The organism is Micromonospora sp. NPDC000663 (genome assembly GCF_042898105.1).
Taxonomy (GTDB): Bacteria; Actinomycetota; Actinomycetes; order Mycobacteriales; family Micromonosporaceae; genus Micromonospora.
Genome location: NZ_JBIAYR010000007.1, coordinates 25,118 through 50,209, shown reverse-complemented (window position 1 = coordinate 50,209; position 25,092 = coordinate 25,118). Strand labels below are relative to the sequence as shown.

The window sequence follows — 25,092 nt, the reverse complement described above, 5'->3', positions numbered from 1 at the left end:
ATGGTACGACTGTGCAATGGGAATCGTGTCACCGGGCTTTCAGGGTCGGCCCCGATCACAGGAGCCGGCCCTGCCACCCGGTCAGTACCTGACCGAGGACTTTCCGGTGCTGTCGGCCGGCCCCACACCCCGGGTGTCCCTGGACACCTGGGAGTTCGTCATCACCGCCGAGAACGGCAACGAGTTCCGGTGGTCGTGGCAGGAGCTGATGGCGCTTCCGCAGGAGACGCCGACAGTCGACATCCACTGCGTCACCCACTGGTCCAAGCTCGGCACCACGTGGCAGGGCGTCTCCCTGGACACGCTTCTCGACGGGGTGGACACCGGGGCGCACTTCGCCCTCGCGCACTCGTACGGCGGGTACACCACGAACCTGCCGCTGGACGACCTGCGCGGCGGGCGGGCCTGGGTGGCGCACACGTTCGACGGCGCGCCGCTGCCCGCCGAGCACGGCGGCCCGGCGCGTCTGCTGGTGCCGCACCTGTACTTCTGGAAGTCCGCCAAGTGGGTGCGCGGCATCCGGCTCAAGACGATGGACGAGCCGGGTTTCTGGGAGACCGCCGGCTATCACGACTACGGCGACCCGTGGCGCGAGCAGCGGTACCAGGGTGACTGAGCGCGCCGTGGCGACGGGCACCCCGGCCCGCACGCCGATCCGCTGGCAGGTCGGCCGGCTGGTGGAGCGGCGGGTGGAGACACCTACCGCGCAGACGCTGGTGCTGGAGGTGCCGGACTGGTCGGGGCACCTGCCCGGGCAGCACGTCGACCTGCGGTTGACCGCCCCGGACGGCTACCAGGCGGCCCGGTCGTACTCGATCGCCGGGCCGGTGGTGGACGGCCCGGGCGGGCCGCGGATCGAGGTGACCATCCAGCGGGTGCACGACGGCGAGGTGTCCCCGTACCTGATCGATGTCTTCGGCGAGGGTGACCCGGTGGAGGTCCGCGGACCGCTCGGCGGCTGGTTCATCTGGCGGCCGGAGGAGACCGCGCCGGTGCAGCTGGTCGCCGGCGGCTCCGGCATCGTGCCGCTGATGGCGATGATCCGCGCGCGCCGGGCGACCGGCAGCAAGGTGCCGTTCCGGCTGATCTACTCGGTGCGCACGCCCACCGACGTCATCTACGCCGACGAGCTGCGCCGCCGGGTCCGCGACGACTTCGGTCTGGATGTGGCGTACGTGTACACGCGCGAGGCGCCCGAGGGATGGCGCGGCGAGCCGCACCGGATCGGGCTCGCCGACGTGAACACCCACGGCTGGCCGCCGGACCTGCAACCGCTCACCTACGTGTGTGGCCCGACGGCGTTCGTGGAGACCGTGGCCGACCTGCTCGTGGGCTTGGGCCATCCGTCCAGGCAGGTCAAGACCGAACGCTTCGGCCCCACCGGCTGACCGTCCGCCCGAGGCAGCTTCAAGGAGACCCGATGACCGAGATGTCGTACCTGGACGGCAACATGCTCGACGGCCCGATGCGTGAGCTGTTCACCGTCGACCTGAGCACCGCGATGGGCCGCTGCGAGAACTGCGGGATGACCGGCTCGATGGCCAGCCTGCACGTCTACTCGCACGCCCCGGGCCTGGTGGCGCGCTGCCCGTCCTGCGAGGAGGTGATGGTGCGGCTGGTCCGGGGGCCGGACCGGGCCTGGCTGGACATGCGCGGCACCACCTTCCTCCAGGTCCCCATGCCGATGGAGCAGACCCGCCCCGGGCCGCTCTGACCCGAGCGTGACGACGAGGGCCTCGCCGACGCGGTCGCCGGGCGAGTCGAATAACGGGGTGCGGCCCGGCCCGGCCCGCTCATAGGCTCCGGTCCCCGGGCCTGCCGGCCCTCCCGTCCTCGGATCGGAGCTGAGCGCAGCCATGACCAGTCACCTCTTCGCTGTGCGTTTCGGCGCGAACGAACCCCTTGCTGTCGGGCGGTTCTGGTCCGGGATGCTGGGTCGGGAACTGGTCGACGACCCACACCACGGCGTCATGGTGCTGCCGGACGACGACACCGGTTTCCGGCTCCGCTTTCCCCTCATGCCGGAGCCGAAGGTCGTCCAGAATCGGGCGCACCTGGAACTGACGAGCGACTCGCCGGAGCACCAGCGGCAGACGATCGCCAGGGCGCTGGAGTTGGGCGCACGGCACATCGACATCGGTCAGCTCCCGGAGGAGGACCATGTGGTGCTCGCCGACCCCGAGGGCAACGAGTTCTGCGTCCTCGGCCCGGGCAACACGTTCCTGGCCGGCTGCGGGTTCCTCGGTGACCTGTCCTGTGACGGTTCGCGGGCCGTCGGGTACTTCTGGAGCGGGGCTCTCGGGTGGCCGCTCGTCTGGGACCAGGACGAGGAGACCGCGATCCAGTCTCCGCTGGGCGGTCCGAAGATCACCTGGGGTGGTCCGCCGTACATGCCGAACGGCGGCCGGGACCGGGTGACGTTCGACCTCGCCGCCGACGACGACCCGCGGGCGGAGGTCGACCGGCTGCTCTCCCTCGGCGCCGACCGGCTCGGTGACGACCACGACGGCGCGGTGGTGCTGGCCGACCCGGACGGCACCGAGTTCCGGGTGCTGACCCACCCCGGTACCGCCTAGGACGGTGCGCGACCCGTGCGGACGGCGTACGCCCGCCGCATCTTGACGTAGTTGCCGCAGCCGGCCATCGAGCACCACCGGCGGGCCTGGTTGCGGGAGGCGTCGTAGTACGCCCACCGGCACGTGTCGCGGGCGCAGACCTTGAGCCGCCGCCAGGAGCCGTCCGCCGCGCACTCACCGATGGCGTCGACCAGCCCGGCGACCGCCTGGTCCAGTGGGGTGTCGCCGACGGCGACCAGCCGGTGGCCGTCGGCGGTGAAGCGCGGCGCGACGGGCGTCGCCGCCAGCGCCTGGTTGAGGCGATCGAGCGCGTCCGGGTCGGCGCGGTGGCCGGCGTGGCCGAGCAGCACCGCGCGCAGGCCCTCGCGGATCGTCACGGCCGCGTCGAGGTCGGCCGGCCCCAGGTGTACGCCGACCGGCAGCAGATGCCGTTCGGCGAACCAGTCGTGCAGCAGGTCGGGGCTGGTAAGCGTCTCGTCGTCGATCTGCGGTTCGTAGGTGTTCACGAAGTCCCGGATGAGCCGGGCGGCAGCCGGCACCGCGACGTCGTCGTCCACCGGCCACCCCCTCGCAGTGACACCACCGTATCGCCTTGACAGGTGTGAAATCGCCTGCGACCGTCGAAGCTACACCGGCGAAGTCGTTTTGCCGGTGTGACGTTGTGGGGGGGAGGGCGGGTCGTGGCTTCCACGCTCAGGGACGTGGCGCGGCTCGCCGGGGTGTCGGTCAAGACGGTCTCCAACGTGGTCAACGGCTACCCCCATGTGAGCACCGACGTGCGCAGTCGCGTCGAGGCCGCCGTCGCCGAGTTGGGCTACCGGCCCAACGCGTTCGCCAGGACCCTGCGCACCGGGCGCGTCGGCGTCCTCGCCCTCGTCCTGCCCGACACCGACCTGCCGTACGCCGACGACCTCACCCGCGAGGTCGTCGACGCGGCCTGGCGGCGCGGCTACCGGCTCGTCGTGGAGCGGGGGCACGACGAGGAGAGCGCGGACACCACCTGCCCGATGCCCGTGGACGGGGTGCTTGTCGGTGCGCCCCGGGCGCTTACCGCCGCCGGCCGTCCCGTCGTGCTGATCGGGGGCGGAAGTTCCGACGGGTCGTGCGACCAGGTGAGCGTCGACGTCGCCGGGGCCGCCGAGGACGCCACAGCCCACCTGCTGCGCACCGGCCGCAGGAGGATCGCCGCGATCGGCGCGTACCCCTCGGAGCCCGGCGGTGTGCCGCGGCCCGGCACGGCCGGCTACCACCGGGCGCTGCGCGCGGCCGGGTTGACGCCGCTGCCCGGTCACCTGCTGCCCGCCCGGCACGGCCGCCGGGCCGACGGCTACCGCGCGGCACGCGACCTGTTCGCCGGCCCGGACCGCCCGGACGCGATCTTCTGCCTCTCCGACCCGCTCGCGATCGGCGCGATGCGTGCCGCCTTCGACGCGGGGCTGCGTGTCCCCGCCGACGTCGCGGTGATCGGCGTCGGCGACATCGAGGAGGGGCGCTACTCGCGGCCCACCCTGAGCACGGTCGCCGTCGACACCGGTTTTCTCGCCCGGGAGGCCGTGGCCCGCCTCACCGCCCGGATCGACAGGCCCCACACGGCGGTCGCCGCTGTCGTCGCGCCGCACACCGTGCTCCCCCGGGAGAGCACAGGCGGCCCGGCGACGTGAACGGGACCACCGCCCGCACCGGCCGGTTGCACAACGGCCGTGAGGTCGGTCAGAGTGGTCGGCCGTGAGATACCTGCGTACCGGTGGTCCCGCCGCGATCCGGCGGCCCCGACCCACCGACGTCGAGGAATTCGTCGCCGCCGCGCGGCGCAGTCGGAGCCTGCACCACCCGTGGCTCGTCGCGCCGGGCAGCCCCGAAGAGTACGACCGCTACCTGGCCAAGATCCGTCGTCGGGACAACGCCGGTTACCTGATCTGCGACCGGGCCACCGGCGCGATCGCCGGCTACGTCAACATCAGCGGAATCGTGCTCGGCGCGCTGCGCGGCGGCTACCTCGGCTACGCGGCGTTCGCGCCGTACAGCGGCACCGGGCACGCCTCGGCGGGCATCGCGCTGGTGATCGACCACGCGTTCACCGCCGTCGGGCTGCACCGGCTGGAGGCGAACATCCAACCCGACAACGAGCCGTCCCGCCGGGTGGCCCGCAAGCTCGGGTTCCGGTTGGAGGGCTTCTCGCCGGACTACCTGTTCATCGACGGCGCGTGGCGCGACCACGAGCGGTGGGCAATCACCGCGCCGGACCGGAGTGCCGGCGACACGACACTGTAACGACATCCGTCGATCGGTCGGGGCACTCGGGGTTTCGTGGCTCGATTACTCTCGGACAGGTGACGGTGACGGTCGAGCATGGCAGCGAGCCGTGGCCCGTCCGCATCCGTGGCCCCCGGGGCGAGGTGCTGGGCGCGGGCATGCTGATCGACGAGCGTCAGATCCTGACCTGCGCCCACGTCGTCGCCGGCGCGTCGGACGACCCGCACGCCGCGCCGACCGGGCCGATCGGCGTCGACCTGGTCGGCCAGCCCGGTTCACCGCACCTGTCCGCGCGTGTCCTAATGGACTGCTGGGTGCCACCCACCGACGAGGGCGGCGGCGACGTCGCCCTGCTGGAGTTGTCGCGACCGATGTCGCCCGGCCCGTACGCGCCGCTGCGCCGGATGCGACTGTGGGACCGGCACGTGGTGGTCCGCGGCTTTCCGGACACTCTGGAGCAGGGCCTGTACGTGCGGGCGCGGCTCGCCGGCCCGTCGGGCACGCGACGGGAACGGGTCCAGATGGACGCCGCCACCACCGGCCCCCAGATCAGCCCCGGCTTCAGTGGCGCCGCGGTGGTCGACGACATCACCAGGACGGTCGTCGGGATGGTGGTCAGCACGTACCGGGACAGCCAGGACGCGCCTCCGGTGGGCGCCGGCACCTCCCCGGCCAGCGGCCTGTCCTGGATGATCCCGGTCGAGACGATCCTGCACCACCTGCCCCGGCTCGGCGACCTGGTCCCCGGTACGCCGTCGGTCGACCGGGGCTTCCTGGCGGCCAACCACCTCCCGGTGGACCCGGCGGTCGCCCGGCAGATCACCGACCTGTTCACGCGGCAGCTCGACGCCAACGTGCTGATCGTGGTCACCGTCCACTCGGAGTCCGCGTCGGCGGCGGCGGTACGCCGGGCCGCGGTGCGCTCCAGCCGGGAGCTGCGCCCCACCGCAGCGCCCACAGTTGCGGACGACCGCGCCGACGTGCCTCCGGTGGGCAGCATCGACCTGGCGGTCGACGTCACGGGCCGAGCGACCGAGGCGGTGTCCCAGCGGATCGCCGAGTGGACCGGCGCGGCCGACGACGCCACCGGCGGGCACGCCGCCGCGCTGCCGCCACGATCGTCCATCATCGACAACATCGACGAGGCCGGCGATCCCGAGACGCTGCTCTCCGACGTCGTGATGCCCCTTGTCGACCAGGCCGCCACCCGGGACCTGCGGGTGCTGCTGACCTTCCGGGGCGAGGCCGTCGGGTTGCGCCTCGCCCTGCTCGCGCGCCGCGTCGCCACCCTCGCCGCCACCGAGGCCGCCGCCGAGAGGGCGTACCGCGCGGTGGCCCCGCTTGTCGCCGACCCGCCGCCGGTGCCGTCGCGCTCGACCAGGCTCCGCATTCGCCTGACCGCGCTGCGCGCGATGGCCGACCCGTCGGCGCGTGCCGACCGGCTCGCGTCTACCGAACGCGCCATCGACCGCGCGGTACGCGAGGCCGAGGCGGTCCGGCGACGGCTCGTCGCGATGGAGGCTGACTGGTCCGAGCTGCGCGGCCGCCTCGACGGTTTCCTCGCCATGGCCGTCGACCACGGCCTCGACGAGGACGCGGCGCTGAGCCCGCTCTACCGCCGGGCGTACGAGCAGCTCACCGGCGGGTTCTGCGACCTGGTGGCGGCCGCGGCGGCCGTGCACCGGTATGCCGACGCCGTCCGGCACGGGGTCGGGGTCCGCAGCGCAGGGGGTGTGTCGTGACGTCGTGCACCCGGACGCCGGGCTGCGCCGGCACCGTCGACGACACCGGCTACTGCGACGTCTGTGGCCTGGCGCCGTTGCCCGCCGCAGGTCCGGGCGGGGCCACGGCGTCGGCGGTGATCCCCCTGGCGAGCACCAGGGACAACTGGACTGTCGCCAGCCTTGTCTCCCTGCCGGTGCTGGCCTTCTCGACCGACGGGGACGCGACGCGACCGCCACGGGTGCCGGAGGAGGCCCGTTTCTGCCCCGGCCCGGGTCGGCACCCGGTCGGTCGCAGCCGGGGCGGCCGGCCCGGTCTGGACAGGGGCTTCTGCCCGCGCTGCCGGACACCGTTCAGCTTCCTGCCCAGCCTGGGCCCCGGTGACCTCGTCGCCGACCGCTACGAGGTGGTCCGCTGCCTGGCTCGCGGCGGCCAGGGGTGGGTCTACCTGGCCCGCGACACCCACCAGGACAATCTGGAGGTCGCGCTGAAGGGGGTGCTGCACGCCAACGACGAGGCAGCCCTCGCCGCCGCGATCCAGGAGCGGCAGTTCCTCAACACGCTCGACCACCCGAACATCGTGCGCAGCACCGACTTCGCCACCCACGACGACCCGGTCGTCGGGCCGACCGGCTACATCGTGATGGACTATCTCGACGGCATGTCGCTGCGCCGGCTGCTGGTGGCCGCGGGGGACCCCCGGCAGCCCGACGTCGCGCTCCCGCTGGACCACATTCTCGCGTACGGCCACGAGATCCTCGCCGCACTGGACTACCTGCACCGGCGCGGGCTGCTCTACACCGACATGAAGCCCGACAACGTGATGCGCACGGCCGACCGCATCAAGGTGATCGACCTGGGTGGCGTGCGCCGCAGCGACGGCACGTACGAGAACCTCGTCGGGTCCGCCGACTTCCTGGTCGGCATCGAGGAACTCCGGGCGCGGGGCGCCACACCCCGCTCCGACCTGTTCGCACTCGGCCGGACACTTGCGGAGCTGTTCGAGCACCGTACGCCCGGACCGGACACCCCGGGGGCGGCGGCCGACGCGCTCGGCGTCGAGTCCTTCCGCCGGCTCGTCGCCCGGGCCGTGCACCCGCAGTGGGACAGGCGGTTCGCCTCGGCGGCCGAGATGTCGGAGCAGCTGCTCGGGGTGCTGCGCGAGATCCTGGCCGGCCAGCCGGACCGGCGGCAACCCGAGCCGGTGTCGTTGTTCCAGCCGTCCGCGCAACTGCTCGACGCCGGCCTCGGGCTGGTGCCGCCGTTGCACACCTGGGTCGACGGCCCCGACACCACGCTGCTCGACGACGGCCGTCCCGCCGCCCACGTGGTGGCCCTCGGCCTGCCCACGCCCCGGCCCGACCCGGATGATCCGGCCGCCGACGACCTCGCCGCAGTCGGCGCACCGGACGCCCGCAGCCTGCTCGCCAAACTCGCCACGGTGGGCCAGGTGTCGGTGGAGGTCGAACTCGGCCGCTGCCGGGCGTACCTGGCGTTGGACGACCGCCGGTCGGCGGCCGAGGCGTTGTCCGAGGCGGGGATGATCCTCGGCGAGCGGGCCGAGGCGGACTGGCGGATCGCCTGGCACCAGGCGCTGCTGGCGCTGACCGACGACCGGATCGCCGAGGCGCGGCGGCAGTTCGACGCGGTGTACGGCGACATCCCTGGTGAGATCGCCCCGAAACTCGGGCTGGGCTACTGCGCGGAGCGGGCCGGTGACGCCGTGCTGGCCTCCCGCTTCTACGCGGCGGTGTGGCGGCGCGACCCGTTCCAGGCCAGTGCCGCGTTCGGGTTGGCGCGGCTGCGGCTCGCGGCGACCGACCGCGTCGGGGCTGTCGCCATCCTCGACGAGGTCCCGCCGCTGTCCCGACACCACGACGCGGCAGGGGTCGCAGCGGTGCGCGTGCTGTCCTCCCGGCTGGCAGGTGGGCCGCCCACCGCGGCCGAGCTGGAGCAGGCCGTCGGGCGGCTGGCGACGCTGCACCTGGACGGCGGGGAACGGCAGGGCGAGTCCCGGGACCGACTGACCACGGCGATCCGGGAGACGGCGTTGGAGTTGCTGCGCTCGGGCGCCGCCGGTGCGCTGGCCGCGAGCCCGGTGCTGGGCGAGCCGCCTACCGAACGCGCGGTACGCGTCCTGCTGGAGCGCTCGTACCGGGCGTTGGGGCAGCAGGCGCACCGCCCCGACGACCACGACGTGCTCATCGACCGGGCGAACGCGGTCCGGCCCCGCACCCGATGGTGACCGCGACGACGACCCGGAACGGAGCATGAATCGGTGGACGCCGGCATGGAGTTCAGTCTTCAGGTCAGCCAGAACAAGTACCTGCCGGCGAATGGCCGCGAGATGCACGCCATCCTCTCGGTGGTCGGGGAGTCGTCGGGCCCGGAGGCGGTCGGGCCGGCCCGGGCGGACCCGCGCCGGCTCGTCGAGGTGCTGGTGATCGACTGCTCCGGCTCGATGGCGAACCCGCCGACGAAGATCGCGGCGGCGCGGCGGGCCACCGCCGCCGCCATCGACGTGCTGCCCGACGGCGTCCGGTTCGCGGTGGTCGAGGGGACCGAGCGGGCCCGGATGGTCTTCCCCTCGGAGTCCAGGCTGATGACCGCGTCGGCGGAGACCAGGGCGCAGGCCCGGGCGGCGGTGTCCCGGCTCAGCCCGGGAGGTGGCACGGCGATGGGCAGTTGGCTGGCCGCCGCCCGGGACCTGCTGCCGGACGACCCGTCGGCGATCTGCCACGTGCTGCTGCTGACCGACGGCATCAACCAGCACGAGACACCGCAGGAGCTGGAGCGGGTGCTCGACACGTGCGCCGGCCGGTTCGTCTGCGACGCCAGGGGCATCGGCGACGGGTGGCATCCCCGGGACCTGTTGCGGATCGCCGGCGTGCTGCGCGGCACCGCCGAGGCGGTGCGTCGCCCGGCCGAGCTGGAGGCGGGGTTCCGGGCGACCATCGACGCCGCGCTGGGCAAGCTGCTGCCCGACCTGCGGATCCGGGTGCAGACCATGCCGTACTCGACGGTTGCCTTCGTCAAACAGGCCAGCCCCACCCTCACCGACCTCACCGGGTACGCCGACACGGTCGACGGCCGGACGGTCGAGGTCGCCACCGGGTCCTGGGGTGCGGAGCGGCGGGACTACCACCTCTGCCTCACCGTCGACCCCTCGGTGGCGCACCTGGAGGAGGACCAGATGGCAGCCCGGGTCACCCTGCTCGTCGAGGGGGAGGTCCGGGCCGGCCCCGCCCCCGTCCTCGTGCACTGGACGGACGACCTGGTCAAGTCGTCCCGCCTCGATCCCCATGTCTCCCACGTGACCGGGCAGGAGGAGGTGCGTCAGGCCATCAACGCGGGCTGCGACGCGTACGACCGGGGGGACCGGGTGGAGGCCCACGCCCGGTGGACGCGGGCGGTGGAACTGGCCCGGCTGGCCCACGACGAGAAGGCGCTGGAGCAGCTGCGGTACCTGGTGGATCTGGAGCCCGACGGTCTGGTCCGGCTCAAACCCAACCTGAGCAGGGTCGACGTCAACGTCAGCCTGCTGCTCTCCAGCCAGACCGTGCACGCGACTGGCACACCCGAGCCGGTCCCGGTGGCCCCGGTGGGTGAGGACCGGCTGTGCGCCGCGTGTGGCCACCTGTCGCCGCCGGACGCGGTGTACTGCGAGCAGTGCGACGCCGTACTGGACGACCCGGGCCGGGACGGCGAGGAGGTGACGTGACAGTCGTGAGCCCTCTCGGACAGCGGCGGGTCAGCACCACCCGTCGTACCCTGCTGCGGCTGCGGGCGGCGCTGCTCGCGGCCACGGCCGTCGCCCTGGCCGCCTGCCTGGCGGTGTTCCTCGGTGTCGCCCGCACCGCCGACGCGGCGGCCGAGGGGTCGGTGCCGGCGATCCTCGCCGTCCACGACGCGCAGCACGCGCTGCGCAGCGCGCACGCGGCGGCGGTGCGCAACCTGACCGACGGTGGGCTGCTCCTCGGCGGCCCGGGGGTGGACTACCAACGCCAGATCGCCGGCGCCGGGCAGTACCTGACGCTGGTGGCCGAGAACAACGCCGCCGGGGACGACGGCACCCGCGACATCCAGACGGTCGAGGCGCTGCTTGTCACGTACACAGGTCTGATCGGGCGTGCCGACGCCAGCTACCGCGACGCCAGCCTGCCGGCCGGCGGCGCCGCGTGGCTGCGGGACGCGGCGAGCCTCATGGACGACATCCTGAGTCTGCTCGACGACCTGCTGGCCAAGCAGGTGTCCGTCCTGGACGAGCAGCGGGACAACGGCTGGACGCACCGGCTGACCCCGGCCGTGTGGCTGCTGCCGCTTCTCGTCCTCGGCGCGTTGCTGGTGCCGACGCAGATCTACCTGTCGCGCCGCTTCCGCCGGGCGGTGAACGTGCCTCTCCTGCTGGCCAGCGTGGCGACCCTGGGGATGGTCGCGCTCACCTCGCTGAGCCTGCGCTCGGCGGCGGATCTCGACCAGGTCCGCCGCGACGTGGCGGCGGTGCAGGAGAGCCGGCAGGGGCAGCTCCTCCAGGTACGTCGGGAGGCCGCCGACGGGCTCGCCGAGGAGGTGCGCAGGCAGTGCCCGGACGGGTGCGACCGTACGGTGGCGGGTCTGCGCGCCGGCGCCGCGCCCCAGCCACCGTCCGCGTCGGCGGCCCCCGCGCCGCCGCGCGCCGCGCAGACCACACTTACCCACGCCGCCCGCGCCGCGGACAGCAACTCCGTCGAGTTCGTCCTGCCCCTGCTGGCGCTCGGCATCGCGGTGCTGATTCTCGCGGGGTTCCAGCCCCGCCTGGCCGAATACGGATACCGGTCGACATGAGAGATCGCAGACGCCGCTCGTGGACGGCGCTGGCGCTGGTCACCGTGCTGCTGGCCGGCACCGGCCTGAGTGGGTGCTCCGGCGACGGGCCGGCCGGCGAGGTGACAGTCCTCGCCTCGTGGACCGGCGCGGAGCGGGCCGCCTTCGACGCCGTCCTGCGCGGCTTCGAAGCCGAGAGCGGCATCCACGTCGACTACCAGGGTCACCGCGACGTCAGCCAGGTGCTCCAGGCCGGCATCGAGCGTGGCCGCCCGCCCGACATCGCCGTCCTGCCCCGCCTCAACGACGTGCAGCGCTACGTCAACGAGGACCAGCTGCGTCCGCTCGACGAGATCGTCGAGGGCGACGCGGGCGCCGCCGCGCAGGTGATCCGTCTCGCCCGCAAGACCGAACCGGTCGGCCCGCAACGTGCCTACGCGGTCGCCGTCGCCACCCACCTCAAGAGCATCTTCTGGTACGAGCCGGGTGCGCTGACCGCTGCGGGCTACCGGCAGCCGCCGGCGACCTGGGCCGAGCTGGTCACCCAGAGTCGGAAGGTGGCGGCCGGGGGCCGGGTGCCGTGGTGCCTGGGGATGAGTTCACCTCCGGTGTCCGGCTGGCCGGGCACCGACTGGATCGAGGACATCCTGCTGCACCAGTCGGGGCAGGAGGCGTACGAGCGGTGGACCCGGGGTGAGCTGTCCTGGCGTACGGGGCCGGTGCGCGACGCCTGGGTGGCGTGGGGTGACCTGCTGGGCGTGTCGTCGTCACCGGGGACGGCGCGGGCGAGTCTCTTCACCACGTGGGCGGACGCGGGCAGCGGCCTGCTCACCGCGCCGCCGGCGTGCTACCTCGACCACCAGGCCTCGTTCGTGCTGCGTGCCTACCGCGACGCGATGCCCGACGGGGGTGGCCGGGTCGACTTCTTCCCGACGCCGCCGGTCGGTCCGTCGGACACGTCGTCGCTGCAGGAGGTGTCCGACGACATCGCGGCCATGTTCCGGGACACCGGGCCCGCCCGGGATCTCATGGCGTACCTGGCGTCCGAGCCGGCGCAGCGGATCTGGCGGGAGTCCAGCGACGGGTTGTTCTTCAGCCGGCGCGCGCAGGCGGGCGACGACGCCGACCCGGTCGCCGCCAGGGTCGCGGGCCGGCTGGGCACCGGGACGCTGTGCCGGGACGGATCGGATCTGCTGCCGACGGCGATGGCCACCGCCTTCGAGCGGGCAGTCCTGGTCTATCTCCAGGACCCGGGCCGCCTGGACGCGCTGCTGGCCGAACTCGACGCCGTCCGGCGCTCGGTGCCTCCGACGGAGTACATGGATCTGGGCTGCGAACCCGCAGCGCCCTCGACCGACTGACAAGGACGACACGATGACCGAACTGCGCAGGTTCGACCTCGACGGTGGCGGCTCGGTGGTGGTGGAGGTCGACGGCCGGCCCGGTGTGACGCACGCTGGCGCCGCCGGCAAGGTCGTCCGGGAGGCGCGCGAGACGTTCGACCGGGCGCTCACCGAGGTCCGCGACGCCGCCTCCGTCGCCCTGGGTCAGTTCCAGTCGATGGCGCACCGACCCGACGAGGTCGAGATTTCTTTCGGGGTGCAGTTGACTGCCGAGGCCGGCGCGGTCATCGCCCGCACCGGCGTGCAGGGCCAGCTCACGGTCACGGTGCGGTGGCAGCGGCCACCGGACGGCAAGGATTCCTGACCGCGCTTCACCCGAACCGGGTGATGACGCTCCGGATCCATCCTCCTACGGTGGGTTCATGGCTGCCGTGCGTGCGACCCCTGCCGATCCCACCCCCGGCCTGCTCGTCGCGGACGGGGACGGTGGTGATCAGCGGGCCATACCGCCCGAGCTGGGCCCCGACTCCCTCGCCGTGCTCAGCGGCCCCACGTTCCTGTACTCCAACCCGTCCGGGGATGTGCCGCCGGGCAGCATCGGCGGGCTCGTCCACCTGGACACCCGCCTGATCAGCGGCTGGAGCCTGACCGTCAACGGCGGTGAGCTGCTCGTGCTGCGTGCCGAGACCATCGACCACTACTCGGCCCAGTACGTGCTCACCAACCCTGAGCTGCCGGGGCTGCCGCCGAACAGTCTGGGTCTGCGGCGGCTGCGCTACGTCGGCGACGGCTTTCACGAGCGCGTGGAGGTGGTCTCATTCCGGCTGGAGCCGGTCCGGGTTGAGCTGCGGCTGGCCGTCGACGTGGACTTCGCCGACCTGTTCGAGGTCAAGTCGGTGGTCCGGGACCGCTCCGCCGAGATCACACGGCACCACGCCGCCGACGGCTCCGAGCTGTGCTTCTCCTACCGGCGGGGCGACTTCTCGGCGCAGACCCGGGTGTGCTGCGCGACGCCGGCGGACCGGGTCGAGGGCGACGAGCTGGTCTGGGAGCTGGACCTGAGCCCCCGCCAGGAGTGGCAGCTCGACCTGCATGTGCCGTTGCCGCCCGGGATGGGGGTGGTCGAGCCGGTCCGGGGAGACATCGCCGACGTCGTCCACGGCCGGGCCGACGACCCGCTGCGCCGGTGGACCGAGGACCGGGCTGTGCTGCGCAGCGACAACGCCCCGATGGAGCGCACCGTACGCCAGTCCCGCGACGACCTGGCGGCACTGCGACTCGACCTGGAGGTCAGGGGCCAGCGCATTCTGCTGCCCGGTGCCGGGCTGCCCTGGTTCCTCACCGTCTTCGGCCGGGACACGTTGATCACCGCGTACCAGACGCTTGTCGCGGGGCCCGCGCTGGCGAAGGGCGCGCTCCTGGCTCTGGCCCGCCTTCAGGGCGAGACGTGTGACGACTTCACCGACGAGGAGCCCGGCAAGATCCTGCACGAGGTACGCAGTGGCGAGTTGACCCGCAGCGGCGAGAAACCGTATGGACCGAACTACGGCACCGCCGACGCCACTCAGCTCTGGCTGATCCTGCTCTCCGAGTACTGGCGCTGGACCGGCGACGACGAGACCGTCAAGCACCTGCGGGACAACGCGCTGGCCGCGTTGCGCTGGATCGACGAGTACGGCGACCGGGACGGTGACGGCTACGTCGAGTACGCCACCCGCTCGCCGGAGGGCCTGGGCAACCAGTGCTGGCGGGACTCGCCGGACGGGGTCTGCTTCGCCGACGGCAGGATCCCCGTGCTGCCGCTGGCCACCTGCGACCTGCAGGGCTACACCTACGACGCCAAACTGCGGTTGGCCGAGTTGTTCGACGGGCCGTTGGGCAACCCCGCGTTGGCGCGTCGCCTGCGCGACGAGGCACACACCCTGCACGAGCGGTTCAACCGGGACTTCTGGATCGAGGAGCGGGGCGGCTACTACGCGGTCGCCCTGGACGGCGACAAGAACCGGGTGGATTCCAAGACGTCGAACATGGGTCACCTGCTGTGGAGCGGGATCGTGCCGCCGGAGCGGGCCGACGCGGTGGTGCGCCAGCTCATGTCGCGCGACATGTTCTCCGGTTGGGGCATCCGCACCCTGTCTCGGGAGGAGCGGCTCTACAACGCCCTCGGCTACCACCTCGGCACGGTCTGGCCCCACGACAACTCGATCGCCGCGCTGGGCCTGGCCCGCTACGGCTACCGGGCCGAGTCGAACCGGATCAGCCTGGCGATGTTCGAGGCGGCCGAGCAGTTCGGCCACCGACTGCCGGAGGCCCTGAGCGGTTTCGACCGGGAGCGGCTGCTGTTCGCCGTGCCGTACCCGACGGCGTGCAGCCCGCAGGCGTGGGCGGCCGGCACACCACTGGCCCTGGTCCGCGCCATGCTCGGCGTCAACCCGGTCGACGGGCGGCTCGTGCTCGACCCGGACATCCCCGAGAACCTGGGCCGGATCAGCGCCTCGCGGGTGCGCGCGTTCGGCGAAGAGTGGGAGGTGGAGGCGGTGGGCCGCCGCGGCCACGTACGCCTCCAGGCGAGCTGACGTTTGTCCGGGGCCTCGACGGGAAACGGCCCGCAATGACGAAACCTCGTGTGGTGATCGTGGGGGCCGGGTTCGCCGGTTACCACGCGGCGAAGACGTTGAGCCGGATCGCCCGGGACCGGGCCGAGATCGTGGTGCTGAACTCCACCGACTACTTCCTGTACCTGCCGCTGCTGCCGGAGGTGGCCGCCGGGGTGGTCGAGCCCCGGCGGATCGCCGTGCCCCTGACCGGGACGCTCAAGGGCGTACGTGTGGTGATCGGCGAAGCGGACCACGTCGACCTGCAGAACCGGTGGGTGGGCTTCACGCAGCCGGAGGGGGAGAAGAACCGGCTGGCGTACGACCGGCTGGTGCTCGCCGTGGGCAGTGTGAACAAGCTGCTGCCCATCCCCGGGGTCACCGAGTACGCGCACGGCTTCCGGGGGCTGCCCGAGGCGGTCTACCTGCACGACCACATCGTCCGGCAGGTCGAGCTGGCCGAGCAGGCCGAGGACCCGGCCGAGCAGTTGGCCCGGTCGACGTTCGTGGTGGTCGGCGCGGGCTACACGGGCACCGAGGTCGCCGCGCACGGGCAGTTGTTCACCGACGCGCTGCACGCCCAGCGGCCCCGGCTGACCGTGCGCCCCCGCTGGATGCTGCTCGACGTCGCCCCCCGGGTGTTGCCGGAGCTGGACAGGCGGATGTCGGAGACCTCGCACAAGGTGCTCAACCGGCGGGGCGTGGACGTCCGGATGGGGACCTCGGTGGCGGAGGCGACCTGCGACGGGGTGAAGCTCACCGACGGCGAGTACGTGCCGACCTGCACCCTCGTCTGGTGTGTCGGGGTGCGTCCCGACCCGTTCGTCAACGAGCTGGGTCTGCGTACCGACCGGGGCCGGTTGGTCACCGACGAGTTCCTCAACGTCCCCGGCTATCCGGAGGTGTTCGCCTGCGGCGACGCGGCCGCGGTGCCGGACCTCACCAACCCCGGTCAGGTCTGCGGGATGACGGCCCAGCACGCGCAGCGGCAGGGCAAGCTCGCCGCGCACAACATCGCCGCGTCGTACGGTTTCGGGAGGCGCAAGCCGTACAAGCACCACGACCTGGGTTGGGTCGTCGACCTGGGCGGCAAGGACGCGGCGGCGAACCCGCTGCACGTCAACCTGGCCGGATTGCCCGCCAAGGCGGTGACCCGGGCGTACCACCTGATGGCGATGCCGGGAAACCGCACACGTGTGGGCGCCGACTGGGTGCTGGACGCCGCGTTGACCCGGTCCGCGGTCCAGTTGGGCCTGGTGCCGGCGAACGCGGTCCCGTTGGAGAGCACGTCACCCGAGGTCGCGGCCCGGGGCCGCTGAGCGGTCCGGGCGGTCCGGGCGGTCCGGGCGGCCCGGGCGGTCCGGTCCTTCCGGGACGGCTGGGCGGGGTGCGGTCCGGCGCAGCCGGGTCGGCCCGTACTCGCGCAGCAGGGTCTGCACGATGCCGGCTGCGGGGATGGCCAGCAACGCGCCGAGCAGGCCGGCCAGCTCCGCCGCGAGCAGCACGCTGACCAGCACGGTCAGCGGGTTGAGCCGGACCGCGCGGGACAGGATGAGCGGCTGGAGAAGGTGGTTCTCGACCTGTTGGTAGACCACGAAGAAGACAAGCACGATCACTCCGGCGGTGGGGGAGTGCAGGAACCCGGCGCCGGCCGCGATCACCGCGCCGAGGGTGGCGCCGACCAACGGGATCAGGTCGGCCACCGCCACCAGCAGGGCGATCACCGCGGCGAACGGCACGCCGGTGAGGGCCAGCACCGGGTAGGTCAACCCGCCGCAGATCACGCTGATCAGCAGGTTGCCGGTGAGGTAGCCGGTCACGGTCCGCGACACGGCGCGCCCCACCCGACGCAGCCGCTCGCCCTCACCGTCCCCGGCCGCCGCGAGCACGCCGCCGGTGATCCGCGGCGATTCCAACACCATGAGGTACGCCAGCACGACGACAGTGACCAGCCCGGCGACCGTCTCCACGATGCCGCGCAGCACCCCGACCGCGGGTTGGCGCAGCCGGGTGCCGAGGTCGCGCAACTGGTCGGAGTGCGCGGAGGCGTACCGGCGGGCACCTGTGCGCTCCAGCAGCTGCCCCAGCGGTCCCCGGCCGGCGCGGGCGTCGCGCAGCAGCTCGGGAGCCCGGTCGGCGAACCGGCCCAACTCGTCCAGGAGCGGCACCAGGATGACAGTGGCCACGGCGGACACGACAACGAGCGCGGCGAGGAACACCAGCAGCGTGGCGAGCGCCCGGCGCCGCACGAGTCGGCGTTGCACCCGGTCGACGAGGGGCTTGAGCGCGACGGCGAAGAAGGCCGCCACCACGACCCACACCAGCACCCGGCGGGTCGCGTACACGAAGGCCAGCGCGAACGCCGTCGTCAGCACCAGACCGATCACGATCAGGGTCCGGCGGGCGGTCACCCGTACGTCGGCGTCGCTCACCCGCCGGGCCTTCCCCGCGCAGGCCGTCGGAAACCCGGCACCACACCTGATTGCGGACGGTCGGTCAGCGCGTGTCGCCGTCGCCGGCGGGGCGGGCGCCCGCGACGAACGTGTCGAGCGCGGCGCCGTGCAGCAGACCGCCGGGCACCGGATCGCGCAGGGCGGCCACGGCGAGCCTGCCGACCGGCAGCCCGCCGGGGCGGGGCGTCGCGGCGAGCACCAGGTTGCCGTAGCGGCGGCCACGCAGCATCCGCCTGTCGCCGAGCACGCCCACGTCGCCGAAGACCGCCCGCAGGACCGCCACCTGCACGCGGGTGCCGACCAGCGGCGGCAGATCCGTGACGTTCACCAGGTAGAGGCCGTCCGGGCGCAGGGTCCGCGCCACCTCGGCCGCGAACTCGACGGTACGGACGTGCCGGGGCATCCGGGCCGCCCGGTAGATGTCGGCGATCACCAGGTCGTAGCTGCCAGCCGGGGTCGCGGTGACCGCCTCCCTGGCATCGGCGACCTCCACCCGCACCTCGGGCGGCAGTGGTGGCAGCTCCCGGGCGACCAGCTCGACCACCGCCGCGTCCCGTTCGACGACCCGCTGCGCCGAGCCGGGCCGGGTCGCCGCCAGCCAGCGGGGCAGCGTCAACGCGCCGCCACCCAGGTGCAGGACGTCCAGCGGGACGCCGCGCGGGGCCGCCAGCTCCGCCGCGGCGGCGATCCGCCGGACGTACTCGAAGTGCAGGTGCCGCGGGTCCTCGACGTCCACGTACGACTGCTCGACGCCTGCCGAGAGCAGCGTCCGCCCGGTCCGGCGGACCGGATCGGTCACCAGTTCCAGCCGGTCGGCGCGGTTCATGACCGGCACGGTAGCCGAGCGGGCCGGCGGAGCGGGTCGTGCCCCGCGTCCGCCGGCCGTCGTCCGCGCCGATGGCCGGTCAGCCGGCCATCCCGGCCCCCACCTCGTCGATCGCGTCGTCGATCCGGTGGGCGAGGTCCACGTCGAGTGCCGTCACCCCGTCGGCCTGGCTGGTCCGTACGGTCAGCACGGCAGCCGTGCCGCCGGGGCGCCCGATGCTCGGGCCGCGCCCGGTCTCCTGACGCAGCCGGTCGAGCCGGTCGAGCACCCGGTCCAGGTTGTCCGGCGGCAAGGCGACCACGCGGTACAGTCCGTCGCTGTCACCGGCCCAGTACGGCAGGTCGTCGAGCGCCGCCTGGAGCTGGTCCGCGTCCAGCGTGGGCGTGGTGGTGGAGGCGCCCACGAGACCGCCGCCGGCCTCCGGCGGGTTCAGCAGCTCGCGCAGCCCGTCCGGTACGTGCAGCGACTCGACGAGGTCGCCGTCCTGGTCGGCGAGCGCCGTGAGGGTCGCCTCCGCCTGGTAGCGGGCCTGCTCCGGCGTACGGCCGCTGATGCGGCCCACCTCGGCCAGGAAGCCGGGCAGGTCGCGGTGCCGCTCGATGCCGTCGACCGGCAGGACGTCGTGCAGCGAGTTCGGGACCGCGGCGAGCAGTCGCTGCCGCTCGGCGGCCTCCAGGGCGAAGGCCAGGACCAGCACTGTCGCCTCGGCGCCGACCTTGGCCGTCTGGAAGTCCACACCGGCCCGGCGCCCGACCTCACCGACGAGGTCCTGGTAACCCACGCTGCTCACTCCGGCCCCACCGGCCGGCGGGGACGGTTGCGGTCGCGGATTGTCAGGTGTTCCGAGCGTCGGCGGGGCGGGCCCACCACGCGTGGAGTCCTGCTTGTGCCGGCCGGCCGGCGGTGGCCCTGCCCTCTTGCCCTGGTCGAGACTGCTGACCTGCTTGGAGGCGCTCAGACTGGCGCCGAACTCGCTGGGCTGGCGACCCTGTTCGCGGGCCTGCCGGGCCAGTGCCCGGCGCCGCTGGTTGTCGCCCTCCATCTGCTTGCGCATGGCGTGACACCCCTTCCGCTGGGGATCGTGACTGCGTCCGTCGCCTTCCCGCCGTCCCGGGAGCCGAAACGGACGCCGCCGGGTGGGCCGGCCGGGCCTCGAGGGGCTTCATCCGCCACGGGTGAGGGGCGCTCACCCGCACGGCCCGCACGATCGGCTCAGGACCGGAGTTCTTCCGAGGCACGCGGAAGGAAGGTCGTCATGAAGCGGATCGTCGAGATCGTCCCCGCACGACCCGGCTGGTACGCGCGCTGGCAGCTCACGCCCGATGCCACGAGGTGCTACCCGGTGAGCCTGTGGGCGCTGGTGGAGGAGTCCGACGGGTCCGGCCGTGAGGTGGTCGGCATGGACTGCATCGGCCAGTGGCCCGGCGCGGACGACAACGAGGCGGGTGCGGAGTTCGTCCGCTACCTGTACCAGACGCCCGATTCGGGTGTTCCGGAGGACGCCGACGCGACGCCGCTCGGCGCGCTCCGTGACGACGGACCCCGGCTCCAGCCCATGACGGCTCCCTAGACATTCCTCCGGCCCCCGACCCCAGGTCCCAGGGTCGGGGGCCACCCCCCGGCCGGGGGGTGGCCGGTTCAGCCGATGGAGCGAACGTCGGCGTCGGTCGTGACGTGGTCGACGGTCGTGACGTGGTCGATGGCGAGCAGCTCGGTCAGGCCGGTGCGGTCGAGCATCTGCCGCAGCTGTGGGCTGACCCCTGTCAACCGGATCGTTCCGGCGGCGCGGCGCACCACCAGCAGCGCGCTGAGCCCGGAGGAGTCGCAGAGGCTCACAGCGGTCAGGTCGATGAGCAGCCGCGCATCCCCCGTGTCGCTCAGCTGCGCCGCAGCCGTGATCAGCTCGGGTGCGGTGTCGTAGTCGAGCTCACCGGTCAGCCGCAGCTGGACGTGCCCGGCGTCGGGCCGGGTCACCTCGATGGTCAGCAGCTGGTCGGGCACCCCACCATGGTCCCAGTCCGGGGCCCGAACGCAAAGCCGGGGGGACCGACACGTGGCCCGTGTCGCGGTGCGTCCGCCAACGCTCAGCCGGTCGCCGCGGGTCGTTGCTCGCCCGGTCGCGCCTGCGCGGGCCGGGTCAGCAGCCCCGCCACCCCTGTGATGTCGAGGATGGAGGCCAGGAACGCGGGGACGGCCCGTAGCCGGACCGTGGTGCCGACGTGCCGACCCTCCCGCCAGGCGTGCACGATCACGGCGAGGCCGGTGCTGTCGATGAAGTGCAGGTCGCCGAAGTCCAGTACCAGGGTCGGTGGCGCGTCGGCGAGCACCCGGTCGACCTCGTCGCGCAACGGCGCGCACGTCGCGTACGCCAGCTCGCCGACGACCCGGATCAGAGGCCCGTCGGGGTCGGACAGATCGACGGATGTTGTCAGCGGTGTGGCCTCGGGTCGTCGCCCTGGGGATAGCACGTTCACGCCCTTCCACCGGTGCCGCTCGGGCCGGTTCGGAAAGGATCGTAACAACGCCCCGTGAGGTCCGCCGGGTACGCGGTCCGGGCCCACCGAGCTGCCGCGAGGTGCCGCTTTCGGCATGCCGGCGTAGGGTGGTCGGGAGACAGGTGATCCCAGACGCCGGTCCCCGCGCGGGTCCGGTGGACCACGAGGAGTGAGGCTCAGCTGGTGACTGCTTCCGACGTCAGGGGCTTCGACCCGGGCGACGGACGGATCTCCACGCCGAGTGTCACCCGGGCGTTGGTGTACTCCGCCGACGCCGCGCCCCAGCCTGCGGTTCTGCCGCCGCTGGCTCCCGACCGGGATCGGGCCGAGCCCGACTGGTCGGAGGTCGTCGAGCACTTCCGCGAGGGTCTGGTGATCTGTGACGCCGACGGCGTCGTGCGGCACGTCAGCCCGGTGGCCGAGCGGCTGCTGCCCGAGGTGGTCCCCGGCGAGCAGCTCACCGCCGCCGGTGTGACCGGTCTGAGCGAGGACAGCCCGGCACGTTTCATTCACGGCGGCCGTCAGCTCACCGCCCGCCGGGTGTCCCTGTCCGGCGGCCGGTGCTGCTGGTACGTGGAGGACGTCACCGAGAGCGCGAGCCGCGCCGACGCGCTGCTGGCCGAGCGGGCTCGGTCGGCCTTCCTGGCCGTGGTGGGCGACAAGCTGGGCAATCCGCTGCATCCGGATCGGGCCGCCGCCGCGGTCGTCCGTCTCGCCGTGCCGACCCTGGCGGAGGTGGCCGTGCTGGTGCTCGCGCCGCGGGCAGGTCGGGCCCGCTGGTGGCGCGCGTCCCGCGGCGACGACGAGACGCCACTGGTGGACAGCGGCGTGCTCCCCGGCGCCGACCTGCCGGCGGCCATCGCCGACGGGCTGAGCGGGGTGGAGCCGCACGCGGTGGACTGGCTGGTGGAGCAGGCGGTCGACGCGGGCTGGCTGCCCGGGCTCAGCGGCGCCGAGAGCACCGCCCGGGTCGTTCCGCTGCCGGGCCGGGACGCCCCGGCCGGCGTGCTGCTGGTGGCCCGTCGCAACACCCGCTGGTACGACGAGGACGACGTGCAGCTGGTCCGCGCTTTCGCGGCCCGCGCGGGCGCCGCGTTGACCACCGCGCTGCTCTACCGCGACCAGGCGGAGGTGGCCGACACCCTCCAGGCCAGTCTGCTGCCGGTGGAGCCGGCCGAGGCCGCCGGTGTGCAGTGGGGCACCGCGTACCGGCCGGCACAGGCGGGGCTGCGCATCGGCGGCGACTTCTACGGGTCGCACCGGCTCCCCGATGGCGGTTCGGTGTTCTTCCTCGGCGACGTGTCCGGCAAGGGTGTCGAGGCGGCCGTCTTCACCGGCCAGCTGCGGCAGTGCCTCCAGGCGCTGCACCGGTTGGAGTCGAATCCGGGCCGACTGCTGCGGCTGCTCAACGACGCCCTGCTGGAGACGACCCAGGCGCACGGTCAGGGCCGGTTCGCCACGATGGTGCTCGGCGTGGCCCGCCCGCACCGCGACGGTGGCCTCACCCTCACCATGGCCGGCGGGGGGCACCTGCCGCCGCTGCTGCTGCGCGCCTCGGGTGAGGTCGAGGTCGTGCCGCTGCGCGGCATGCTGATCGGGGTGGTGCCCGATCCGCGCGTCGGCGAGGTGACCGTCCGGCTGGCCCCCGGCGAAACGTGCCTGCTCTACAGCGACGGGGTGACCGAGGCCCGTGGTGGTCGCCGGGGCGACGAGCAGTTCGGCCAGGAGCGGCTGCTCACCGCCGTGACCGGTTGTCAGCGGATGCCGGCGCCCGCCCTGGCCGAGCGGGTCGAGCAGGTCACCTGCGACTGGCTGGGGCACGGCGACCACGACGACATCGCGGTGCTGGCGTTGCGCGCGGTCGGTCCGGGCGGCCGTAGCGCCCGGCACCTGCACTCGGTGCCCGAGCCGGTGAGCGCCGAACCGCGGAGGGGGACCGACTCGTGAGCGCTCCGACGGCTGCCGTCGACCCGACCGACGCGTACCGCAGCTACCTGGACTGTCTCAGCGACGCCGACGAGTACGCCGCCATCGACGTCGCGATCGCCCTGCTCGACGCGGGCGTGCCCGCCGAACGGGTACTGCTCGACCTGGTCGCGCCCGCCCAGGCCGAGGTGGGCGAGCGGTGGGCGCGCAACGAGTGGAGCGTGGCGCAGGAGCACGCCGCCACGCACATCAGCGAACGGGTGGTGGCGGCGGTGGCCGCGCACGCCAACCCCCGCCCCACCGGTGGGCGCGTCGTGGTGGCCTGCATGGACGGGGAGTGGCACGCCCTGCCACCCCGGTTGGTCGCCGAGGTGCTGCGGCTGCGCGGTTGGCAGGTGACCTTCCTGGGCGCCAGCGTGCCGGCGGCGCACCTCGTGTCGTACCTGCACCGGCACGACGCGCACGCGGTCGCCCTGGCGTGCGCGCTGCCGATGCGGCTGCCGTACGCCCACCGGATGATCGAGGCGTGCCGCCGCTCTGACGTACCGGTGGTGGTGGGTGGTCGTGGTTTCGGCCCGGACGGGCGGTGGGCCGCCCGGCTCGGCGCGGCGTGGGCCCCGAGCGCGCCCGCGGCGGCCGAGCTGATCGCCGACGAGCGCGCGCTGCGCCGGGTCCCACCGGCCGAGCTGTCGCACCTGGCCGACGACGAGTACGCGAGTCTGGTCCGCAGGCGGGGCGAGCTGATCGACAGCGCACTCGCCGACCTGCGGGAGCGGGTGCCGGCGGTGGGGGGCTACACGGCCGCCCAGCTCGACTCGACGATCAGCGACCTGGGCCACATCGTGGACTTCCTGGCCGCCGCGCTGTACGTGGACGATCCGTCTCTGTTCACCGGGTTCGTCGAGTGGCTGGTGGGGATCCTGGGGAGCCGGGGGGTGCCGGCCGCCGCTGTCGACCTCACCCTGGGGCACTACGCCGCTGTCCTGCGGGACTTCCCGCGTGCGGCGCACACGCTGGCGCTGAGCCGGCCGGGCGCGGCCGCACCGGACTCGCACGCCGTGCCCTGAGCGTCCTACCGGCGACAACCGAGTCGATCACCGCGGCCTGCGGGCGCCGACCTACCTCTGCGTATACTTGCCGCACTGCAAACGTCCCACCGGAGCCGGTGGAGCGAGGGGGAGAACGGTGACGTTCAGCGTCAGGTACGCCGGGCGCGACGGCGGTGGTGCTCGCCTGCAGCTCGCCGGTGAACTGGACCTGAGCACGGCCCCCGAGCTGACCGCCGCGATCGACAGGCTCACCGAGGCGGGCGAGAGCCGGGTGCTGCTCGACCTCGCCGACCTCACGTTCTGCGACTCCACAGGCATGGCCGTCTTCGTCAGGGGGGACAACCGGGCAGCCGCCCAGGGCGGTTGGTTGCGGCTCACCGGCGCCCGCGGTCGGGTCGAGCGTGTTTTGCGGGTCACCGGTCTGGCAGACGTGTTGCGCTACGAACCGGACACTGTCGACCCGGCGTCCCGCAGCGCCTCCTGATGGGCTAGATTTCCCCGCCAACACGGTGACCGTCAGGTCCCGTCTCCGTCGACTCGAGGCAGGTAGTGATGGGCGTAGACAGCCCGCAGCCGGTACGCATCCTGGTGGTCGACGACGACCCGGGTGACGTGCTGATGATCGAGGAAGCGCTGGCGGACTCGGACGTCGAAAAGGTCATCGACGTGGTCAGCGACGGCGAGGAGGCGATGGAGTTCCTGCGCGCCGAGGGCCGCCACGAGCAGGCGCGACGCCCCGACGTCATCCTGCTGGACCTGAACATGCCCCGGATGGACGGGCGGCAGGTGCTCGGCGCGGTGAAGCAGGACGAGGATCTGCGCACCATCCCCATCGTGGTGCTGACGACCTCGAACGCCGACACCGACATCGTCGGCAGCTACACGCTCCAGGCCAACGCGTACGTCACAAAGCCGATCGACCTCGACGACTTCAACGACGTGGTACGCCGCATCGACGAGTTCTTCGGCCGGGTGGTGGTCCTGCCCAAGCGCCCCTGAGACCGGGGTCGGGCCGTCCGCGCCCTCGGATGCTGAACATTTTTCCCGAACCT

Annotated in this window: 25 protein-coding genes; 19 read left to right on the top strand and 6 right to left on the bottom strand. The window is 73.2% G+C overall.

Features of this window, described 5'->3' with window-relative positions; genetic code table 11:
* Positions 1-16: 16 nt before the first annotated feature.
* From ACFY1S_RS22470 to ACFY1S_RS22455, 4 genes are all read left to right on the top strand, one after another.
* Positions 17-616 (top strand): sulfite oxidase-like oxidoreductase, encoded by a 600-nt coding sequence (locus ACFY1S_RS22470; RefSeq protein WP_357994123.1) that lies wholly within the window; start codon positions 17-19, stop codon positions 614-616.
* 7 nt (positions 617-623) lie between these two features.
* Positions 624-1,388, top strand: coding sequence for a ferredoxin reductase (locus ACFY1S_RS22465; protein ID WP_387121706.1), 765 nt, complete (start codon positions 624-626; stop codon positions 1,386-1,388).
* A gap of 32 nt (positions 1,389-1,420) precedes the next feature.
* Complete coding sequence (locus tag ACFY1S_RS22460) at positions 1,421-1,714, top strand: DUF6510 family protein (protein WP_354823089.1); 294 nt, start codon at positions 1,421-1,423, stop codon at positions 1,712-1,714.
* A 142-nt stretch (positions 1,715-1,856) separates the two neighbouring features.
* Complete coding sequence (locus tag ACFY1S_RS22455) at positions 1,857-2,576, top strand: VOC family protein (RefSeq protein ID WP_387121247.1); 720 nt, start codon at positions 1,857-1,859, stop codon at positions 2,574-2,576.
* Here the strand turns inward: ACFY1S_RS22455 and ACFY1S_RS22450 are convergent.
* Positions 2,573-3,133, bottom strand: coding sequence for a CGNR zinc finger domain-containing protein (locus ACFY1S_RS22450; RefSeq protein WP_387121243.1), 561 nt, complete (start codon positions 3,131-3,133; stop codon positions 2,573-2,575). The genes ACFY1S_RS22455 and ACFY1S_RS22450 overlap by 4 nt on opposite strands.
* 123 nt (positions 3,134-3,256) lie before the next feature.
* Here ACFY1S_RS22450 and ACFY1S_RS22445 point away from each other — a divergent pair, with 123 nt between their 5' ends.
* The 10 genes from ACFY1S_RS22445 to ACFY1S_RS22400 all read left to right on the top strand — a co-directional run bounded on the left by ACFY1S_RS22445 (position 3,257) and on the right by ACFY1S_RS22400 (position 16,610).
* Positions 3,257-4,237 (top strand): LacI family DNA-binding transcriptional regulator, encoded by a 981-nt coding sequence (locus ACFY1S_RS22445; RefSeq protein WP_387121240.1) that lies wholly within the window; start codon positions 3,257-3,259, stop codon positions 4,235-4,237.
* A gap of 64 nt (positions 4,238-4,301) precedes the next feature.
* Positions 4,302-4,847 (top strand): GNAT family N-acetyltransferase, encoded by a 546-nt coding sequence (locus tag ACFY1S_RS22440; protein ID WP_387121237.1) that lies wholly within the window; start codon positions 4,302-4,304, stop codon positions 4,845-4,847.
* A 59-nt stretch (positions 4,848-4,906) separates the two neighbouring features.
* Entirely contained in the window at positions 4,907-6,571 is a 1,665-nt protein-coding gene (locus ACFY1S_RS22435) for a serine protease (RefSeq protein WP_387121234.1), read from the top strand.
* Positions 6,568-8,796, top strand: a complete 2,229-nt coding sequence (locus ACFY1S_RS22430) for a tetratricopeptide repeat protein (protein WP_387121231.1) — start codon at positions 6,568-6,570, stop codon at positions 8,794-8,796. The genes ACFY1S_RS22435 and ACFY1S_RS22430 overlap by 4 nt, the downstream gene beginning before the upstream one ends.
* 33 nt (positions 8,797-8,829) lie before the next feature.
* Positions 8,830-10,272: a VWA domain-containing protein gene (locus ACFY1S_RS22425; protein ID WP_387121228.1), complete on the top strand. Its 1,443-nt coding sequence runs from the start codon at positions 8,830-8,832 to the stop codon at positions 10,270-10,272.
* Positions 10,269-11,375: a hypothetical protein gene (locus ACFY1S_RS22420; protein WP_387121225.1), complete on the top strand. Its 1,107-nt coding sequence runs from the start codon at positions 10,269-10,271 to the stop codon at positions 11,373-11,375. Before ACFY1S_RS22425 ends, ACFY1S_RS22420 begins: the two co-directional genes overlap by 4 nt.
* The gene (locus tag ACFY1S_RS22415) at positions 11,372-12,715 is read left to right on the top strand and encodes an ABC transporter substrate-binding protein (protein ID WP_387121221.1); all 1,344 of its coding nucleotides are present in this window, start codon (positions 11,372-11,374) and stop codon (positions 12,713-12,715) included. Before ACFY1S_RS22420 ends, ACFY1S_RS22415 begins: the two co-directional genes overlap by 4 nt.
* A 13-nt stretch (positions 12,716-12,728) precedes the next feature.
* On the top strand, positions 12,729-13,061 hold the full coding sequence (locus ACFY1S_RS22410) for a CU044_2847 family protein (protein ID WP_387121218.1): 333 nt from the start codon (positions 12,729-12,731) through the stop codon (positions 13,059-13,061).
* 58 nt (positions 13,062-13,119) lie between these two features.
* The gene (locus ACFY1S_RS22405; RefSeq protein WP_387121216.1) at positions 13,120-15,273 is read left to right on the top strand and encodes a glycogen debranching N-terminal domain-containing protein; all 2,154 of its coding nucleotides are present in this window, start codon (positions 13,120-13,122) and stop codon (positions 15,271-15,273) included.
* A 35-nt stretch (positions 15,274-15,308) separates the two neighbouring features.
* Positions 15,309-16,610, top strand: a complete 1,302-nt coding sequence (locus ACFY1S_RS22400; protein ID WP_364365845.1) for an NAD(P)/FAD-dependent oxidoreductase — start codon at positions 15,309-15,311, stop codon at positions 16,608-16,610.
* Here the strand turns inward: ACFY1S_RS22400 and ACFY1S_RS22395 are convergent.
* From ACFY1S_RS22395 to ACFY1S_RS22385, 3 genes are all read right to left on the bottom strand, one after another.
* Positions 16,581-17,723: an AI-2E family transporter gene (locus tag ACFY1S_RS22395; protein ID WP_387121212.1), complete on the bottom strand. Its 1,143-nt coding sequence runs from the start codon at positions 17,721-17,723 to the stop codon at positions 16,581-16,583. The genes ACFY1S_RS22400 and ACFY1S_RS22395 overlap by 30 nt on opposite strands.
* A gap of 64 nt (positions 17,724-17,787) precedes the next feature.
* Entirely contained in the window at positions 17,788-18,570 is a 783-nt protein-coding gene (locus ACFY1S_RS22390; protein WP_387121209.1) for a spermidine synthase, read from the bottom strand.
* A gap of 79 nt (positions 18,571-18,649) precedes the next feature.
* Complete coding sequence (locus tag ACFY1S_RS22385; protein ID WP_387121206.1) at positions 18,650-19,624, bottom strand: DUF2267 domain-containing protein; 975 nt, start codon at positions 19,622-19,624, stop codon at positions 18,650-18,652.
* Between the two features lie 201 nt (positions 19,625-19,825).
* Between ACFY1S_RS22385 and ACFY1S_RS22380 the strand changes: the two genes are divergently transcribed.
* Positions 19,826-20,140 (top strand): hypothetical protein, encoded by a 315-nt coding sequence (locus ACFY1S_RS22380; RefSeq protein ID WP_387121203.1) that lies wholly within the window; start codon positions 19,826-19,828, stop codon positions 20,138-20,140.
* 68 nt (positions 20,141-20,208) lie between these two features.
* On the opposite strand, the gene ACFY1S_RS22375 is transcribed toward ACFY1S_RS22380, so the two are convergent.
* Positions 20,209-20,571 (bottom strand): STAS domain-containing protein, encoded by a 363-nt coding sequence (locus ACFY1S_RS22375; RefSeq protein ID WP_387121200.1) that lies wholly within the window; start codon positions 20,569-20,571, stop codon positions 20,209-20,211.
* Positions 20,572-20,654: 83 nt separating this feature from the next.
* Positions 20,655-21,044 (bottom strand): STAS domain-containing protein, encoded by a 390-nt coding sequence (locus ACFY1S_RS22370; protein WP_387121197.1) that lies wholly within the window; start codon positions 21,042-21,044, stop codon positions 20,655-20,657.
* Between the two features lie 204 nt (positions 21,045-21,248).
* On the opposite strand from ACFY1S_RS22370, the gene ACFY1S_RS22365 reads away from it, so the two are divergent.
* The 4 genes from ACFY1S_RS22365 (at position 21,249) to ACFY1S_RS22350 (ending at position 25,039) form a co-directional block, all read left to right on the top strand.
* Positions 21,249-23,012, top strand: a complete 1,764-nt coding sequence (locus ACFY1S_RS22365; RefSeq protein WP_387121194.1) for a SpoIIE family protein phosphatase — start codon at positions 21,249-21,251, stop codon at positions 23,010-23,012.
* The gene (locus ACFY1S_RS22360) at positions 23,009-24,058 is read left to right on the top strand and encodes a B12-binding domain-containing protein (protein WP_387121191.1); all 1,050 of its coding nucleotides are present in this window, start codon (positions 23,009-23,011) and stop codon (positions 24,056-24,058) included. Before ACFY1S_RS22365 ends, ACFY1S_RS22360 begins: the two co-directional genes overlap by 4 nt.
* Positions 24,059-24,176: 118 nt before the next feature.
* Positions 24,177-24,524, top strand: coding sequence for an STAS domain-containing protein (locus ACFY1S_RS22355; RefSeq protein WP_387121188.1), 348 nt, complete (start codon positions 24,177-24,179; stop codon positions 24,522-24,524).
* A gap of 68 nt (positions 24,525-24,592) precedes the next feature.
* Positions 24,593-25,039: a response regulator gene (locus tag ACFY1S_RS22350; RefSeq protein WP_354823043.1), complete on the top strand. Its 447-nt coding sequence runs from the start codon at positions 24,593-24,595 to the stop codon at positions 25,037-25,039.
* The last annotated feature ends 53 nt before the right edge of the window (positions 25,040-25,092 follow it).

What these genes read in the sequence shown, in the direction of transcription:
- ACFY1S_RS22470 (WP_357994123.1), top strand. Translation starts at nt 17, where the DNA reads ATGGGAATCGTGTCACCGGGCTTTCAGGGTCGGCCCCGATCACAGGAG.
- ACFY1S_RS22460 (WP_354823089.1), top strand. Translation starts at nt 1,421, where the DNA reads ATGACCGAGATGTCGTACCTGGACGGCAACATGCTCGACGGCCCGATG.
- ACFY1S_RS22455 (WP_387121247.1), top strand. Translation starts at nt 1,857, where the DNA reads ATGACCAGTCACCTCTTCGCTGTGCGTTTCGGCGCGAACGAACCCCTT.
- ACFY1S_RS22415 (WP_387121221.1), top strand. Translation starts at nt 11,372, where the DNA reads ATGAGAGATCGCAGACGCCGCTCGTGGACGGCGCTGGCGCTGGTCACC.
- ACFY1S_RS22410 (WP_387121218.1), top strand. Translation starts at nt 12,729, where the DNA reads ATGACCGAACTGCGCAGGTTCGACCTCGACGGTGGCGGCTCGGTGGTG.
- ACFY1S_RS22405 (WP_387121216.1), top strand. Translation starts at nt 13,120, where the DNA reads ATGGCTGCCGTGCGTGCGACCCCTGCCGATCCCACCCCCGGCCTGCTC.
- ACFY1S_RS22400 (WP_364365845.1), top strand. Translation starts at nt 15,309, where the DNA reads ATGACGAAACCTCGTGTGGTGATCGTGGGGGCCGGGTTCGCCGGTTAC.
- ACFY1S_RS22390 (WP_387121209.1), bottom strand. Translation starts at nt 18,570, where the DNA reads ATGAACCGCGCCGACCGGCTGGAACTGGTGACCGATCCGGTCCGCCGG.
- ACFY1S_RS22385 (WP_387121206.1), bottom strand. Translation starts at nt 19,624, where the DNA reads ATGCGCAAGCAGATGGAGGGCGACAACCAGCGGCGCCGGGCACTGGCC.
- ACFY1S_RS22380 (WP_387121203.1), top strand. Translation starts at nt 19,826, where the DNA reads ATGAAGCGGATCGTCGAGATCGTCCCCGCACGACCCGGCTGGTACGCG.
- ACFY1S_RS22350 (WP_354823043.1), top strand. Translation starts at nt 24,593, where the DNA reads ATGGGCGTAGACAGCCCGCAGCCGGTACGCATCCTGGTGGTCGACGAC.